This window comes from Flavobacterium sp. PLA-DH12, from assembly GCF_059511845.1.
Window position 1 is genome coordinate 89,755 of the sequence record NZ_JCAMPD010000003.1, and the last position, 15,434, is coordinate 105,188.

Consider the following 15,434-nt stretch of genomic DNA (forward strand, 5'->3'; position numbering starts at 1 on the left):
AAATATATCAGCTTTAACCTTCTATTTCGCTAGTGTACTATCTTTTGTTCTGGCAAATGTTTTAAAGGATAAAAATCTTTCGATATACTATATTTTATTGGTTCTAGGTATTGTTTTGTTTTTTTTGGGTGTTCTTAAGAGGATAAAGACTAATCGATAATTTGTAGTATTGAAACAGAAGAGAGTTTTGAAAAACTAAAGCTTAGACTGCTTTTAAGTTTTTCAAGACTCTTTTCTGTTTGATTAAAGTTTCTAATTTGAGTATCTGAAAAAGTTTAATTTTTATGGGATTTATTTTTTTTTAAGTCCTTTTAATAACGGGTGGCTGAAATCTTCATTAAGTTCCCATTTAGTGTCATCGGTAAAAACGATATAATAAGCTCTTATTTTTATAATTTTATTTGCATCTGTAGAAAAGTCCTCCCAAAATTCAGTTCTCGATTGATTTGCCTTTAATAAAGACGTGGAGTTTTCTGTAAATCTTCCTTCCCCATAAAAATATCTTCCGTTTGCTGGTTCGTCAAATGAATTGATGCAGAACCATTCAAATTTAATTGCTTTTATATTTTTTTTGCCTAGGTTTTTAAAAGTTATACTAATGTCTTTATGTTGGGAGTAATCATTGTTAAGTAATGTTGCTTTTGTGATTTTTATTGGAGATATCTGATTGTTTTTAATAGCAAATGTATCCTTCAGTTTTGCACTTGTTGCGCTATTTGGTAAGTTTTTTACTGATATAAAATGTTTTTGGTCATTTTTTGGTGGTATTGGTTTGTTGCATTTTAAAAATAAAAGAGAAGCAGTAAAAAGTAATATCGGTATGTTTTTCATTTTTAAATCTGGGATTTAGGTTTTGAGACTAAGAATTTTTTTTGAGTTAATTTGATGCTTAAGTTTTTTAAATTTTATTGGGATTTTGATCCCTTATAAGTTTTTAAAATATTGGAGTAAGACTTTTTTCGTATAAAAAGTTCTTGTTTTAGTGGAATAATTCAGTAGAAAAATATTTCTTTTGATGATTATAAAATTATCTTTGTAATTCGATAAGATTTCTTTTGAAAATGGGAAGCCTAGTCTTGAGTGTAGAGGCATCCTTTTGTTGTTCTCGATAGCTGTCAAGTGATAAAAAAGACACAGTAGACAACTAGAATCAGCTCCTTAATTTTCGACTACATTTAAATAAAAAAAAGAATAAATTTTAATATTTTTAAGTATGAAAAACATTTTTGTGATTATGGTTTTTTCGCTTTTGTTTGCAGGCTGTAAACAAGAAATAAAACCTGCAGATATTGCTAAACTAAATGGCTATTGGGAGATTGAAAAAGTGGTTTTTGATAAAGGAGAAGAGAAGGAATATAAGATGAACGAGACTTTTGATTTTTTTCAAATTAAAAATAATAAAGGAGTTCGAACGAAAGTAATGCCTCAGTTTGACGGAACGTTTTTGACAACAGACACTTTTGAGAACGTTTCAGTTCGTTTTACAGGAGAACATGTTTTTCTAGATTATAAAACGAAGTATACAAAATGGAGCGAAGAAATTATTTCACTTTCAGATGACAAATTAGTGGTTAAAAACCCGCAAAAAATAGAATATCATTATAAAAAAACTGGACCTGTAAATCTTATGAACGATGGCGAAAAGACTAAATAGCGAAACGACAATTGGTGCTGTTTTACAGCAAATTATTCAGGTGAATAAATTGCAACCTGGAATGGATGAAATTGATGTTCGTGAGGCTTGGAGGCAGCTTATGGGGAATGGTGTAAATACATATACCCGAAATGTTGTTTTGAAAGGCAGTACGCTTTATGTTGAATTAGGTTCTTCTGTTCTGCGTGAAGAATTGACTCATGGAAAATATAAAATCGTAAAAATGATCAATGAAGAATTGGGGCGTGAAGTGGTGAAAGATGTCGTTTTACGATAGACTTCTTAGAATTTTAGATTTTAGATTTTAGATTTTTCGGTATAAAAAAAAATCCATTCGCTTAGCAAATGGATTTTTTTATTTGTGATCATTAGATTAAGCAATCTGCAATCTAAAATCTAAAATTTGAAATCTACAATCTAAAATTATTAGAATTGCTCTCTTCCTGCAAAGTGGAATGCGCTTTCGATAGCAGCATTTTCGTCACTGTCAGATCCGTGAACTGCATTTTCTCCAATTGAAGTAGCGTATGCTTTACGAATAGTTCCTTCAGCAGCTTCAGCTGGGTTTGTAGCTCCAATTAAAGTTCTGAAATCTTCTACTGCGTTGTCTTTTTCTAAAATAGCAGCAACAATTGGTCCGCGAGACATAAATTCAACTAATTCTCCGTAGAAAGGTCTTTCTGCGTGAACTGCGTAAAATGCTTTAGCATCTGCTACAGTTAATTGAGTTAATTTTAATGAAACGATTTTGAAACCACCATTAGTAATCATTGCTAAGATATTCCCGATGTGTCCGTTTGCAACAGCATCTGGTTTAATCATTGTAAAAGTTCTATTTGTTGCCATTTTGTATTTTATTAAATTTTGTGCAAAAGTATACTTTTTTTATGAATTGATTTTAATAAAATCATAAATAAAACGCTTTAGAATGATGTTTTGGACAAAAATGTGTTTTATATTGATTGGTATATATGTAGAGATGCACTGCAGAGCATCTAATATGAACAAATGTTGACAATAAAAAAGACGCACTGTTGTGCGCCTCTACATATATGGTTTAAAAAATTATACTTTAAAGATTAATTTGTTTCTATAAAAAATCCATAAAATAAATGTCCAGATTGCTACATAAGTTAATGCGCCAGCTAAAGATGCTGTCATTGGATTGCTGAAAAATGGCGCGATGCCAAATCGGTACAAGTAATCTAACAGATTGATCTGTTCGCTTGGAAGTGACGGATTTTGAAAATGAATCATGACCAAAGCTTGCGGGATAATTTGTGAGGCAAAGAAAACAATCATTGGGTTTACTCCCCAAATTACAAATAGCTTAAAGCCTTTTTTGAATTCTTTTATATCAATTAGGTAATATAATGCAGTAAGACAAATTGTTGCTAGTCCTGTTGTGTATACGACATAACTGCTTGTCCAGATCGATTTGTTTATCGGGAAAACTAAATCCCAGATTAAACCGAAAAAAATTAATGCAGTCCCGATCATTCCCATTCTTTGGGCTTTCTGGATTTTAGTTACACTTAAAAGTAAGATTTGACCAATAAATAAGCCAATAATCCCGTTTACAATTGATGGAATTGTACTTAAAATTCCTTCTGGATCCCAAGTTTTGGTTTCGTGATACATATGCCCTTTTAGAAAGGCGCTGTCAACCCAAGCAGCTAAATTGGTTCCTTTTTCTAAATTAGCTTCTCCAAGTCCAGGAACAGGAATTAAAGTCATAACCGCCCAATAGCCCAAAAGCAAAACAATTCCGCTAATAAGCTGAGTTTTTCGTGTTGTTTTTAAGTATAAAAGTGAAACTACAAAATAGACAACAGCAATACGTTGTAGCACCCCAGGAAGTCTTACATCGGCATAATTTTCAAATCCTCCGTAAGCTAAAATGAGATATATGGCTAAAATGCTAAAGGCAAAAATGTTTTTTAGTCTGTTGCTAAAATTTCCCATCAGCGCATAACCAACAGCAAAAGTAATAATCAATCTGCCAATTAAAAGTGGAATTCCGTCTAAACCAAACAACTGAATTTTTCCAAAGAAGTTAAAGAAGATTCCTAAACAGAACATTCTTAAAGAACGAATCAAGATTTTATTGAATGTTGTTTCGTCATACGTTTTCTCTGGCATTGCTAGCGGTACGGCAACTCCCATTATAAAGATGAAAAATGGAAATACAAGATCTGTTGGTGTACAGCCATTCCATTGTGCGTGCAAAAGCGGAGGATAGACATTTCCCCAATCACCAGGGTTGTTTACAATAGTCATCAATAGAATAGTCAGTCCGCGAAAGACATCAAGCGAAATTAGGCGTTCTCTTACCATCAGGTTAGTTCGTTAATAGGTTATAAAAATATAATTCTATTTGGTTTGAGAGAGCAATAATTTAGGAGATGTGCTGGTTATTTGTTCCTACAATTATCGCTTTTGAATTTCTAAAGATAATTATTTTAGATTATTATGATGTCAAAATTATGTTCTAAAGGTTTTAATTTTTGAATCAAAAGCGGAATCAGCTGTTCTCCTTTTTCTAAATAAAATTCAGAAAAATTAGCTTGGCGCTCCTGAAGGCTATTGTTTGGAAATAGCTCGCATTGTAAATCGGTTACACGTTGCAATTGATCGTGAAGTTTTCTTTTTTGCGCTTTTAGCAAACGTTTTTCTAGATTTTCAAGGCCTTTCTTTTGCTTCACTTCCTGTGCTTTTACGGCTCCGGTAAAAGATTTGTCTGTTTTTTCAGCTAATTCAAAAAGATAATTAAACTGTTTTTCAAGCGCTTCTTTTTGGGGAGTTAAATCTATTGGAAATGGTGAAAGTTTATGAGTAATCTCATTTATTAAATTCTCCGACTTATTGAATAAATCTTTCCAAGTTAAATTCAAATTATCAGCTTTTTTAACTTGTTTTTCGGTTGCTAAAAGAACTGAATTTCGAACTAATACTATTGGGAAAGTAATATTTACGGCATCAAAAAAAGCTTTTAATTCTAACCAATAAGCAATTTCTCCACCTCCGCCAATGTAGCAAAGATTAGGAAGAATTATTTCCTGATACAACGGACGCATAATTACATTTGGGCTGAATTTTTCAGGATTGTTTTCTAGTAATTTGAAAATTTCATCCTTTGAAAATGAAATTTTGGTATTATTTACCCAATATTTATCATTTTCAAAAATGATTCTTTCGCGCAGTTTATCTTCAATATAAAACAAATTAATTTCACGCGGATTTACCTGAACGGTATAATCTGCAAGTTCTTCAATTGATTTTTGAACTGCTTTAAATGAAGTCTGATTTGCTAATTCTTCTTTCGCAAACGGAATAAAAGCACGTTTTAAATCGGCAGTATTTGCATCTATAATTACTAAACCGTAATTGGCAAAAAGCGCGTTTGCTAAGTAACGAGTTGCATCTGCTAGATTTTCATGTTTTAAATAAGCGTTTTCAAACAGCTTTTTTAGGGTATTTGCATTAGAACTCGAACCTAGTTCTTTAGAATAAACTTCAAATAAATCTTCTAAACCATCGGTTGAAAGTCTTCCGACAGGACCTGTGCTTTCTGCATTCCAACGGATTTTTTTTCCTTTAAAATTAAAATAATTAATTTCTTCAAAATCGTGATCTTCTGTAGCCATCCAGTAAACTGGAACAAAATTGTACGAAGGGTATTTCGATTTTAATTCTTTGGTCAAATTAATTGTCGAAATAATTTTATATAAAAAATATAATGGCCCGCTAAACAAATTTAGCTGATGGCCAGTGGTGATGGTAAAAGTATTTTCGAGTGCTAAAAGCGAAATGTTTTGTCTCGTTAAATCTGAAATTTCAATATTTTGATATTGTTTATGCAGAGCGTCAACCAATACTGTTCGGTTGTTCGGATCAAAATTAGCTGCTTTTTCGGCTATTTGTTTCTCGAAATTTTGTAAGGTTGGAAAATTATTGTACAGCGGTTTTAATTCTGGTTTTTGATCTAAATAATCCTGCATTAATTTAGAGAAATATCCAGAAGATTGAAAGCTGATACAGTCGGTAGGCATAATTTTAAATTTATTTTTGATAGCTGTAAATTTAATGAAAATATACAGTTAAAAACGCTATTAACAATTGCTTAAGATTTGATTTTTTTTCTGATGTTTTTAAAAGCGTTGAAATCAAGTTTTTAATTTTTTATTTTGCAAGGTTATTGAAAATTGAAAATTTAGATAATTTGTTAAAAATGTAAATTAGTTATGAAAGTAATTGATGTAACTGTGAATTTTTAATAATGAAACTCTATTTTTGCAAATAAAAAAGATATCAGTTTTCATGAAAAATAACCCAAGTAAAAAGAACTCTTTAAAACATGTTCTTTTTGGAAGCCTTATAGGTACCACAATCGAATTTTTTGATTTTTATATTTATGCCAATGCGGCCGTATTGGTTTTTCCACAATTATTTTTTCCAAGCTCAGATTCGACAATGGCGACTCTAGAATCTTTAGCAACATTTTCTATCGCCTTTTTATCGCGCCCTTTAGGTTCTGCATTTTTTGGACATTACGGAGATAAAATTGGACGTAAATTTACCCTTGTAGCAGCTTTATTGACAATGGGAATTTCTACCGTAACAATTGGTTTCCTGCCAAGTTATGAAAGTATTGGTGTTGCAGCTCCATTATTGTTGATGCTTTGTAGATTCGGACAAGGAGTTGGTTTAGGCGGAGAATGGGGAGGAGCAGTCTTGCTTGCGATCGAGAATGCGCCACCAAATAAACGCGCATGGTACGGAATGTTTCCGCAATTAGGAGCTCCAATCGGTTTATTGCTTTCAGGAGGAACTTTTCTATTGCTTACTGATTCAATGAGCAATGAGGATTTTATGAATTATGGATGGAGAATTCCGTTTATTGCCAGTGCACTTTTGGTAATCGTTGGGTTTTATATTCGAACAAAAATTACTGAAACGCCTTCTTTTGAAAATTCGAAAAAGGAAAAAGAAGAAGTAAAGGTTCCTTTTTTAGAATTGGTGAAATCTTATAAAAATCAGTTGATTTTTGGAACTCTTGCCGCTATTACAACATTCTTAGTTTTTTATTTAATGACGGTATTTACATTGAGCTGGGCAACTTCAGATTTAGGAATTGTTAAACGTGATGGATTGCTAATACAATTGTTCTCTGTATTGTTTTTTGCGTTGTTTATTCCAGTTTCTGCAGTAGTTGCAGATAAAATAGGCCGACGTAAAATGCTTATTGTGGCTACAGCTGCGATCGCTGTTTTTGGTTTTTTCTTTTCTTATTTCTTAAGTGCAGGAAATATAACTTTGGTAACTGTTTTTGCTTGTATAGGAATGTCTTTAATGGGTTTTACTTACGGGCCTTTAGGAACATTTCTGTCAGAATTGTTTCCAACAAACGTTCGTTATTCCGGAGCATCTTTGACTTTTAATATGGCTGGAATTCTTGGAGCTGCATTTGCGCCTATGATTGCAATTTGGCTGGCTAAGACTTATGATGTTAGTTATGTAGGATATTATTTAGTTACCGCAGCCTTAATCTCTTTAATTGCCTTTTTAGTAATTAGTAAAGACGAACATAAGTTTTAGGTTTTTCATAAAAATATTTAAAAGCAGTAATGTAAAAAATTACTGCTTTTTTTTTGGTAGTTTAAAAAGTATTTAGATATTTGTCTAAATATATAAATGAGATGAATGATATTTTTAAAGCACTAAATGACGCAACTAGAAGAGAGATTCTGGATCTTTTAAAGCAAAAAGATATGTCGGCGGGAGAGATTGCCGATGCCTTTAATATTTCTAAACCTAGTATTTCGCATCATTTAGATATTTTAAAAAGAGCTGATTTAATTACATCTGAAAAAAACGGGCAATTCATCATTTACTCCATCAATACCACCATAATGGAAGATGTTTTGCAATGGATACTAACCTTTAAACAATAAAAAATGAATTTAGAATTAAAAAAAGAGCTTCCTCTAATTGGAATTGTTTTGATTCCTTTTATTTATTTAGCAACAGTTTGGAGCCATCTTCCAGAAATTGTTCCTATTCATTGGAATTCTAAAGGAGAAATTGATGGATGGGGAAGTAAATTTACTTTGATTGGAATGCTTTTTATACTTCCTGTTTTGACTTATGTCATTATGTCGACGATTACAAAGATTGACCCCAAGAAAAAAATGTCTTTAATGGGAGGAAAATTGTACCAGCTCAAATTTATTTTGGTTCTTTTTATGTCAATTTTAGCTTTGTTTATTATCTATAGCACAAAAAACCAAAGCACTTCTAGTCCTAGTTTTATTTTTGCTTTAATTGGAGCCTTATTTGTGGTTTTTGGCAATTATTTTAAAGTCATACAGCCTAATTATTTTATCGGAATTAGAACACCATGGACTTTGCAAGATGAGAGAGTATGGAAAAAAACTCATGCATTTGCTGGTAAACTTTGGTTTATTGGAGGTCTGATTATAATTTTAGGAAGTTTGATTTTTGAAAGTGCTACTTTTTCTACATTCTTTTTAATTATTGTTTTTGTCATCGCATTTGTACCAATAATCTATTCTTTTTTAAAATTCAGAAGTCTCGATAAAAAAGAAGAGAATCTCTAACTAATCACTAAAATGAAAAAGAAAATACTTTTTGCACTTCTAATTTTTAGCTTTTTTAATTCTTTCGCACAAGATATTTCAGGGCACTGGAATGGTGTTTTAAAACTTCCAAACAATGAATTAAGAGTTGTTTTTAATCTTACAAAAACACAAAATGGTTACACTTCTACCACAGATAGTCCCGACCAAAATGCAAAAGGAATTCCTGTTAAATCTACTACTTTCGAAAATTCGGTATTGAAATTAGATATTCCCGCAGTAGGTGGTTCGTACGAAGGGAAATTGAATGCTGATAATGTTTTTGTTGGAAAAATAACTCAAAACGGACACACATTAGATCTTAATTTATCAAAAGGAAATATTGAAATTGTAAGGCCTCAGGAACCAAAACAGCCATTTCCTTACTATACAGAAGATGTAAAATTCGAAAATAAAAAAGATCAAGTGACTCTGGCAGGAACTTTATCGTTACCTAAAAAAGAAGGTAATTTTCCAGTAGTTATTTTAATTTCCGGAAGCGGTGCGCAAAATCGAGATGAAGAAGCATTACAACATAAACCATTTTTAGTTCTAGCAGATTATCTTACCAGAAAAGGAATTGCTGTTTTGCGTTTCGACGACCGCGGTTTTGGTGAGTCTACTGGTGATTTTAAAAGTGCAACTACTACAGATTTTGCAAAAGATGTACAGGCTGGGGTTGACTATTTGAAAACTCGCAAAGAAATCAATAAAAATAAAATTGGTTTAATTGGGCATAGTGAAGGAGGAGTAATTGCACCAATTGTTGCTGGAAATTCTAAAGATATCTCATTTATTGTTTTAATGGCAGGAACAGGAATTCGAGGTGATAAATTGCTTCTCTTGCAAAAGGAATTAATAGAAAAACAAAAGGGAATTTCAGAAGTAATGATACAGCAGAACAAAGAAATTCTTAAAGGCGCTTATGATATTATTGTGCAAAGTGCTGTAAATGATGATAATTTGAAAGCAAGTGTTACCGCTTATTTTAAATCAAAATTACTAAGTGATGATCAAGCTAAAACTGTTACAGATCAAATTACAGGTCCTTGGATTTATAATTTTTTAAAACTTGATCCAGCTGCCTATTTAGAAAAAGTAAAATGCCCAGTTTTGGCAATTAATGGAAGCAAAGATTTACAAGTTCCTGCCGAAGCAAATCTTCAAAATATTAATAAGGCTTTAGCAAAAGCAGGTAATAAAAAAGTGACGATTAAAGAATTACCAAATTTAAATCACTTATTTCAAGAATGTAAAACGGGACTGCCTGAAGAGTATGCATCAATTGAGCAAACAATATCTCCGACAGCATTAGAAGAGATTTCGAGCTGGGTTGTGTTGCAGACGAAATAAAATTATGGAATCGCAAAGATTTATGCAATTGCAAAGAGTTTGCTTTTGGACATAAATTTTTGCGATTTTTACTTTATCTCTTTAAAGAAAAATGACCTCTGAATTCTTTTCCATTTATACTAGTTGCGGTGAACCAATAGTCTGAAGCAGGTTCTGGATTTCCTAGGTAAGTTCCATTCCAAGAAGTATTTAATCTTAGTTCTTTAATAAGTTTTCCGTAACGATCAAATATTCTAATAGTTGAATTAGGAGCTAAATAATCAGGATCAATTGTCCAAGTATCATTAAAACTATCTCCATTTGGAGTAAAGAATTTTGGATACGGAAGTTCATTAACCAAATGAATACAATCTCCAGCTGATGCTTCTAGGATGCTTATTGTTACGGGAATTCTATCACTTTCGCAAGTGCTTATTGTTTGAGAAGCATAATAGGTAATTCCATTTTCTAATGGAGTTGATTCTGATAAATGACTTGTAGAGGAAGAACTTTCATACCATTTAATGCTTTGGCCATTTATTGCAATATCACTAATTTTTGCATTTTTTTGAATGCAAAACTGTTGTGGAGAACTGGCAGATGGAATTGGTGTGTCTTGTATTTTTACGGTAATTGCTAATCTTTCGCTTTCGCAGTTGTTTAGAGTTTGTGTCACATAGTACTTTCCATTTTGTAATAAATCTGTTTCTTGTAAAATATTTCCATTTATAGGAGCATCATACCATTTGAGTGCAGTTCCTGCTATATTTAGATTTTCAATTGTCGCTATTTCATCAATGCAAAACTGCTGATTATTATTTCCTGTTGGTAAGGGCGAGTTATAAATTTTAACTAAAACAGGAATTCTGTCACTTTCGCAATTAATGGTTTGTGAAGCGTAGTAGGTTCTATTATTTTCTAATAAGGTAGTATTTGACAACGGTGCAGCCGAAAAAACAGTATCATACCATCTTATATTTTGTCCTGACATCTCTATGTTTTCTAGAGATGCATTATCATTTTTACAAAAAACAGAATTTATTATAGAAGGTGTGTTCGGAATAACATTTAGATGTGCCGTTACAGCTAATCTTTCGGTGCTTTCCGGGCAATTATCATTTTGTTGAGAAGCAAAATAAGTTTTTCCATCAATAAGGAGAGTAGTTTTTAAAAGTGGATTTGTCGAAGTTGTTGAGTCGTACCATTTTATATCATTAGATTTAGGATTTAGATCAGAAATTTTATTATCCAATGAGCAAAAAGATTGATCGGATTCTCCATTTGGTTTACCAGTTTCGCATTCTGCCAGTTTTAAAACAAAACCATCTCGATTTATAGTTGAACTATTTATGGTTCGTAATGTATACTGTTTTGTTAGTGATGGATCTAAATCACATGTCCACATAAAATCTCCAGATAAATACGTTTCATTATTTCGAACTTTTATATTTTTTATTTGAAACAGTGCACAATTATTGTAGGGGCTTAATTGAGGTACTTCGTGTCCAATTTTAAAAGTACTTACAAAATTTCGGTTAGAATCAAGTTTTAAATAGAATCCTTCTCCATAATCACTAACCGACGTCAAATTGAAAACAGATTCAGAAGGATCAAAATCTACCGTATCTTTAAAGCTTCCAACAAACATTAAATTACCATTATAATCTTCTGCGACTGAATAAAAGTCAATATTGCCATTATAAGGTTTTTCAAATTTTTTTACATCAATAAAATTCCCATTTAAATTTAGAAAAATTATATAATTATTTGAAAACACATTTACAATTGAGGAAGGAGAAGGATCTACATCAACGGTAGCATTGTAATCATTTTTGTGGTTTATTAAAATAATATTGTTTTCAGTAATGTGAAAAACGTCTGTACTTTGGTTTGAAAATTTTCTCTCCCAGATTATTGATTTATCTATTGAATTTATTTTATATAAACTTTGCCCATTAAGCAAATGGATATTTTCATCCTTACCAATTATAACTTTTGAATTTGCAATAGTTCCATTATCATTATCAAATGTTTTAATCCACTCAATATTTCCTGAATTATTTATTTTAAGGATGTAATTGTCAATTCCTGTTGCTGTTAAGTTTAATGATGGATTAAGAGGGTCTAAAGAAATAGTACCAATAAAGTACCCTGTTATAAAAATATTGTTTTGATTATCTATATCAAAAGAGTTTGGATTTATAGAGCCTCCATTCGGAAAATTTCTAATTATTTTTTTTGTCGAGATTAAATCACCATTTGGTTTTAGTTTTATTATGCTAATGTAACTATCCACCATATTTTGGGCATTGTTTAATTCAGATGTAGTGGCTAGAAGGTTTATATTTCCATCCTTATCTAATTTTATTCCATAAGTATATTCACCACCCCTTTTGTAATTGCCAAAAGTTTTACCCCAGACATAATTTCCGTCTTTATCCATCTTGATTAAATATAGCCCACGAAAATTTTGAATATTGGAGTTGTTTATAATTTCAACTCCATTTATAGTTGGGTCTATATCGAATAAATAAGATTCTGTTTCTCCGAAAATATAAGAGTTCCCATCTGCATCAAGTTCCATTTTATTTGCATAATCGGCATAATCATCACGTATACCTTTTATTTGTCCCGCCCATTTAAAGTTTTGGGCTTTTGTAGAATATGGAACTAGAAAAATTAAAAATAGCAATAAAAAGAGAGATGTGTTTTTTAAATGTCTCAAAATTGGTTGTTTTTGGTTGAAACAAATGTAATCAAATGTTTACAAACTCAAATCAAAAATTGAAACGCTGAAAAGTCTCAAAATAACCCGTATTTTTGCAAAAAAAACAATCTCTTTTGAAAACGAAACTTTTTGTAATTACGCCTCCTTTTACCCAACTGAATACACCGTATCCGGCAACGGCTTATATAAAAGGTTTTCTGAATACCAAAAATATAGAATCGGTTCAAGCAGATTTGGGTATTGATGTGATTTTGGAATTGTTTTCTAAGAAAGGATTGATTGATTTGTTTCAAGTTTCAGGTTCAAAGTTTGAAGTTGTTGGAAATGAAATCTCAGATAATTCAAAACGTATTTTCGCCCTTCAAGACGAATACATCAAAACAATCGATCCTGTCATTCAGTTTCTGCAAGGAAAAAATCCCACGTTGGCATTACAGATTTGTCAGGAAGATTTCCTACCTGAAGCTTCTCGTTTTGCGCAATTGGAAGAACTCGACTGGGCTTTTGGTTCAATGGGAACTCAAGATAAAGCTAAACATTTGGCGACTTTATATCTCGAAGATATTTCAGATTTTATTGTCGAATGTGTTGATGAGAACTTCGGTTTCAGCCGATATGCCGAACGTTTAGGAAGAAGTGCCAATTCGTTTGACGAATTATATGAAGCTTTGCAGCAAAAGCCAACTTATATTGATTCGATTTTAATTTCGCTTTTGAAAGCTAAAATTGAAGCCGTAAAACCAACTTTATTTTTAATTTCTGTTCCTTTTCCGGGAAATTTATACAGCGCGTTTCGTTGTGCGCAATGGGTAAAACAAAATCATCCTGAAATTAAAATTTCAATGGGAGGTGGTTTCCCGAATACTGAATTGCGTTCGCTTTCAGATAAACGCGTTTTTGAGTTTTTCGATTTTATCACTTTAGATGATGGTGAAGTTCCAATTGAAGAACTGATTTTTCATTTAGAAAATCCTGATTCTGATTCTTTCAAAAGGACATTTTTGTTAGAAAAAGGTGAAGTTGTCTATAAAAATAATTCTCTAAAACACGATTATAAGCAATCTCAAGTTGGAACTCCAGATTACTCCGATTTGCCTTTGGATAAATATATTTCGGTTATCGAAATTGTAAATCCAATGCACAGAATGTGGAGCGATGGACGTTGGAATAAACTCACTATGGCGCATGGCTGTTATTGGGGAAAATGTACGTTTTGTGATATTTCTTTAGATTATATAAAAGTTTATGAGCCTGTTGCGGCAAGTTTGCTTTGCGATCGAATGGAAGAATTAATTGCGCAGACAGGTCAAAATGGATTCCATTTTGTAGATGAAGCTGCACCGCCCGCTTTAATGCGTGCTTTGGCTCTTGAAATTTTAAAAAGAAAACTTGCTGTAACCTGGTGGACAAATATTCGTTTTGAAAAAAGCTTCTCAAAAGATTTATGTCTATTGCTAAAAGCTTCTGGCTGTATTGCGGTTTCAGGAGGCTTGGAAGTCGCTTCAGATCGATTATTGAAATTAATTGATAAAGGTGTTACCGTCGAACAAGTTGCAAAAGTAACTCGTAATTTTACCGAAGCTGGAATTATGGTTCATGCTTATTTGATGTATGGATATCCAACACAAACCATTCAAGAAACGGTAGATAGTCTTGAGATGGTTCGTCAATTATTTGAAGCTGGAGTTTTGCAGTCTGGATTTTGGCATCAATTTGCTTTAACGGCACATAGTCCAGTTGGGTTGTATCCGGAACAATTTGGGGTGACTAAGAAAACCGAAGCGATTGGAACTTTCGCAAACAATGATATTGAATACACCGATGCAACAGGAATCAATCACGACAAGTTCAGTTTCGGATTAAAGAAATCTCTTTTTAATTTCATGCACGGAATTTGTTTTGATTACGAACTTCAGGATTGGTTTGATTTTAAGATTCCGAAAACCAAAATCCATCCCGATTTTATTTTTAATGCATTAGAAGAACAAAGCGATTTCAATACAAAACCAAATGCAAAAGTGATCTGGCTTGGAGGAAAACCCACTGCAGAAATCTTTACAAAATCAAAAAAAGGAAGAAGTTGGGAAATGATGTCGCTAACTTTTCATGATAAAAAAGAAAGTTTCGATATCCAAACTAGCAAAGAAGAAGGTGAGTGGCTGACTTCAATTTTATTAAAAATAGCCGTTTCTGGTTCTAAAAGTTATACTTTTCAGGAGGTTAAAAATGATTTTGAAACCGAATTAGAAGATTTCGAATTGTTTTGGTATTCTAAACCTATAAACACTTTACGCGAATTTGGGTTATTGGTACTTTAATACTCAATACATTCTCCGTCATTCGGAATAGAAGTTTTGCTTAGAAGTCCATGATCTGAAAGAGCTGTTCTTAACTGTAATCGTGTTGTTGGACAATGGTTTAAAGCTTCTAAATGATTGGCAAGAACTTTTCCAGGAGCTAGTGTGACAAATTTCAAAATATCATTCATTCTCATTAACAAAGGCTGACCGAAATCTAATCTTGCAGTTCCACAGGCCACAATTGAAATATCGGGTTTAAATTGCGTTAGAACTTTTTCTACATGTTCTGTAAAAACGGTATCAGAACTAACATAAATAGATTTTTGATCCGCCAATTCGATAAGAAACCCCATTACATTTCCCATTAATTTAGCAACAAATCCGTAGCCATGAATAGCTGGAATTCCGGTGATTTTTCCATCCAAAAATTTTTGAGGTTCCCAATATTCCAAAATCTGAATGACACTAAGTCCACGCTGTACAAGTGCTTTTTCATCTTTAGAACTGCAGATAACAGGAATGCTTTTTCTTCTCAAAAAAACTTCACCTGCTTTGTCAATATGATCTGGATGCAAATGCGTAATCAAACAATGTGTCACACGACTTAAGATGTCACGGCTGTTTTTTGGCAAAGCCACCAGCGGATTTCGTTTTGGTTTATATCTGAAAATAGTAAAAGGTGGAATTGTTTTTCTTTTACCTAACATTGGGTCAACTAAAATGACATGCTTCTCTGTTTCAATTACCAAAGTTGCATTTCGCAAATGATGTAATTTCATATC

Annotated in this window: 13 protein-coding genes; 7 read left to right on the forward strand and 6 right to left on the reverse strand. The window is 32.2% G+C overall.

Translation table 11 applies throughout. From position 1 onward, the window contains the following. Nucleotides 1-291 precede the first annotated feature (291 nt). Complete coding sequence (locus tag AC5ZCW_RS06760) at nt 292-831, reverse strand: hypothetical protein (protein ID WP_496118680.1); 540 nt, start codon at nt 829-831, stop codon at nt 292-294. A 382-nt stretch (nt 832-1,213) separates the two neighbouring features. Between AC5ZCW_RS06760 and AC5ZCW_RS06765 the strand changes: the two genes are divergently transcribed. Next, nucleotides 1,214-1,654: a lipocalin family protein gene (locus AC5ZCW_RS06765; RefSeq protein ID WP_496118682.1), complete on the forward strand. Its 441-nt coding sequence runs from the start codon at nt 1,214-1,216 to the stop codon at nt 1,652-1,654. After that, nucleotides 1,635-1,931 (forward strand): DciA family protein, encoded by a 297-nt coding sequence (locus AC5ZCW_RS06770; RefSeq protein ID WP_281633617.1) that lies wholly within the window; start codon nt 1,635-1,637, stop codon nt 1,929-1,931. Before AC5ZCW_RS06765 ends, AC5ZCW_RS06770 begins: the two co-directional genes overlap by 20 nt. 149 nt (nt 1,932-2,080) lie before the next feature. Here AC5ZCW_RS06770 and AC5ZCW_RS06775 read toward each other — a convergent pair whose 3' ends face one another. The 3 genes from AC5ZCW_RS06775 to bshC form a co-directional block, all read right to left on the reverse strand. Continuing rightward, nucleotides 2,081-2,500, reverse strand: coding sequence for a nucleoside-diphosphate kinase (locus AC5ZCW_RS06775; RefSeq protein ID WP_012026941.1), 420 nt, complete (start codon nt 2,498-2,500; stop codon nt 2,081-2,083). Between the two features lie 219 nt (nt 2,501-2,719). Further along, nucleotides 2,720-3,991, reverse strand: coding sequence for an acyltransferase family protein (locus AC5ZCW_RS06780; RefSeq protein WP_496118685.1), 1,272 nt, complete (start codon nt 3,989-3,991; stop codon nt 2,720-2,722). Between the two features lie 125 nt (nt 3,992-4,116). Beyond that, nucleotides 4,117-5,706: a bacillithiol biosynthesis cysteine-adding enzyme BshC gene (bshC, locus tag AC5ZCW_RS06785; protein ID WP_496118687.1), complete on the reverse strand. Its 1,590-nt coding sequence runs from the start codon at nt 5,704-5,706 to the stop codon at nt 4,117-4,119. Nucleotides 5,707-5,974: 268 nt separating this feature from the next. Between bshC and AC5ZCW_RS06790 the strand changes: the two genes are divergently transcribed. The 4 genes from AC5ZCW_RS06790 to AC5ZCW_RS06805 all read left to right on the forward strand — a co-directional run bounded on the left by AC5ZCW_RS06790 (nt 5,975) and on the right by AC5ZCW_RS06805 (nt 9,645). Continuing rightward, the gene (locus tag AC5ZCW_RS06790; RefSeq protein WP_343541260.1) at nt 5,975-7,252 is read left to right on the forward strand and encodes an MFS transporter; all 1,278 of its coding nucleotides are present in this window, start codon (nt 5,975-5,977) and stop codon (nt 7,250-7,252) included. Nucleotides 7,253-7,353: 101 nt separating this feature from the next. After that, nucleotides 7,354-7,608 (forward strand): autorepressor SdpR family transcription factor, encoded by a 255-nt coding sequence (locus AC5ZCW_RS06795; protein ID WP_111378348.1) that lies wholly within the window; start codon nt 7,354-7,356, stop codon nt 7,606-7,608. A gap of 3 nt (nt 7,609-7,611) precedes the next feature. Next, nucleotides 7,612-8,274 (forward strand): SdpI family protein, encoded by a 663-nt coding sequence (locus AC5ZCW_RS06800; RefSeq protein WP_496118690.1) that lies wholly within the window; start codon nt 7,612-7,614, stop codon nt 8,272-8,274. A 12-nt stretch (nt 8,275-8,286) separates the two neighbouring features. After that, entirely contained in the window at nt 8,287-9,645 is a 1,359-nt protein-coding gene (locus AC5ZCW_RS06805) for an alpha/beta hydrolase family protein (protein ID WP_496118692.1), read from the forward strand. Nucleotides 9,646-9,718: 73 nt separating this feature from the next. Here the strand turns inward: AC5ZCW_RS06805 and AC5ZCW_RS06810 are convergent, their stop codons facing one another. Beyond that, complete coding sequence (locus AC5ZCW_RS06810) at nt 9,719-12,349, reverse strand: Ig-like domain-containing protein (RefSeq protein ID WP_496118694.1); 2,631 nt, start codon at nt 12,347-12,349, stop codon at nt 9,719-9,721. Between the two features lie 116 nt (nt 12,350-12,465). Here AC5ZCW_RS06810 and AC5ZCW_RS06815 point away from each other — a divergent pair, with 116 nt between their 5' ends. Beyond that, nucleotides 12,466-14,670 (forward strand): B12-binding domain-containing radical SAM protein, encoded by a 2,205-nt coding sequence (locus AC5ZCW_RS06815; RefSeq protein WP_496118696.1) that lies wholly within the window; start codon nt 12,466-12,468, stop codon nt 14,668-14,670. Here AC5ZCW_RS06815 and AC5ZCW_RS06820 read toward each other — a convergent pair. Continuing rightward, nucleotides 14,667-15,431, reverse strand: coding sequence for an MBL fold metallo-hydrolase (locus tag AC5ZCW_RS06820; RefSeq protein ID WP_496118698.1), 765 nt, complete (start codon nt 15,429-15,431; stop codon nt 14,667-14,669). The two genes, AC5ZCW_RS06815 and AC5ZCW_RS06820, sit on opposite strands and share 4 nt — an antisense overlap. Between the last annotated feature and the right edge of the window lie 3 nt (nt 15,432-15,434).

Bases quoted from the DNA above. Each gene is read 5' to 3' on its own strand.
- AC5ZCW_RS06760 (WP_496118680.1), bottom strand. From the start codon at position 831: ATGAAAAACATACCGATATTACTTTTTACTGCTTCTCTTTTATTTTTA.
- AC5ZCW_RS06765 (WP_496118682.1), top strand. From the start codon at position 1,214: ATGAAAAACATTTTTGTGATTATGGTTTTTTCGCTTTTGTTTGCAGGC.
- AC5ZCW_RS06770 (WP_281633617.1), top strand. From the start codon at position 1,635: ATGGCGAAAAGACTAAATAGCGAAACGACAATTGGTGCTGTTTTACAG.
- AC5ZCW_RS06775 (WP_012026941.1), bottom strand. From the start codon at position 2,500: ATGGCAACAAATAGAACTTTTACAATGATTAAACCAGATGCTGTTGCA.
- AC5ZCW_RS06780 (WP_496118685.1), bottom strand. From the start codon at position 3,991: ATGGTAAGAGAACGCCTAATTTCGCTTGATGTCTTTCGCGGACTGACT.
- bshC (WP_496118687.1), bottom strand. From the start codon at position 5,706: ATGCCTACCGACTGTATCAGCTTTCAATCTTCTGGATATTTCTCTAAA.
- AC5ZCW_RS06790 (WP_343541260.1), top strand. From the start codon at position 5,975: ATGAAAAATAACCCAAGTAAAAAGAACTCTTTAAAACATGTTCTTTTT.
- AC5ZCW_RS06795 (WP_111378348.1), top strand. From the start codon at position 7,354: ATGAATGATATTTTTAAAGCACTAAATGACGCAACTAGAAGAGAGATT.
- AC5ZCW_RS06800 (WP_496118690.1), top strand. From the start codon at position 7,612: ATGAATTTAGAATTAAAAAAAGAGCTTCCTCTAATTGGAATTGTTTTG.
- AC5ZCW_RS06805 (WP_496118692.1), top strand. From the start codon at position 8,287: ATGAAAAAGAAAATACTTTTTGCACTTCTAATTTTTAGCTTTTTTAAT.
- AC5ZCW_RS06820 (WP_496118698.1), bottom strand. From the start codon at position 15,431: ATGAAATTACATCATTTGCGAAATGCAACTTTGGTAATTGAAACAGAG.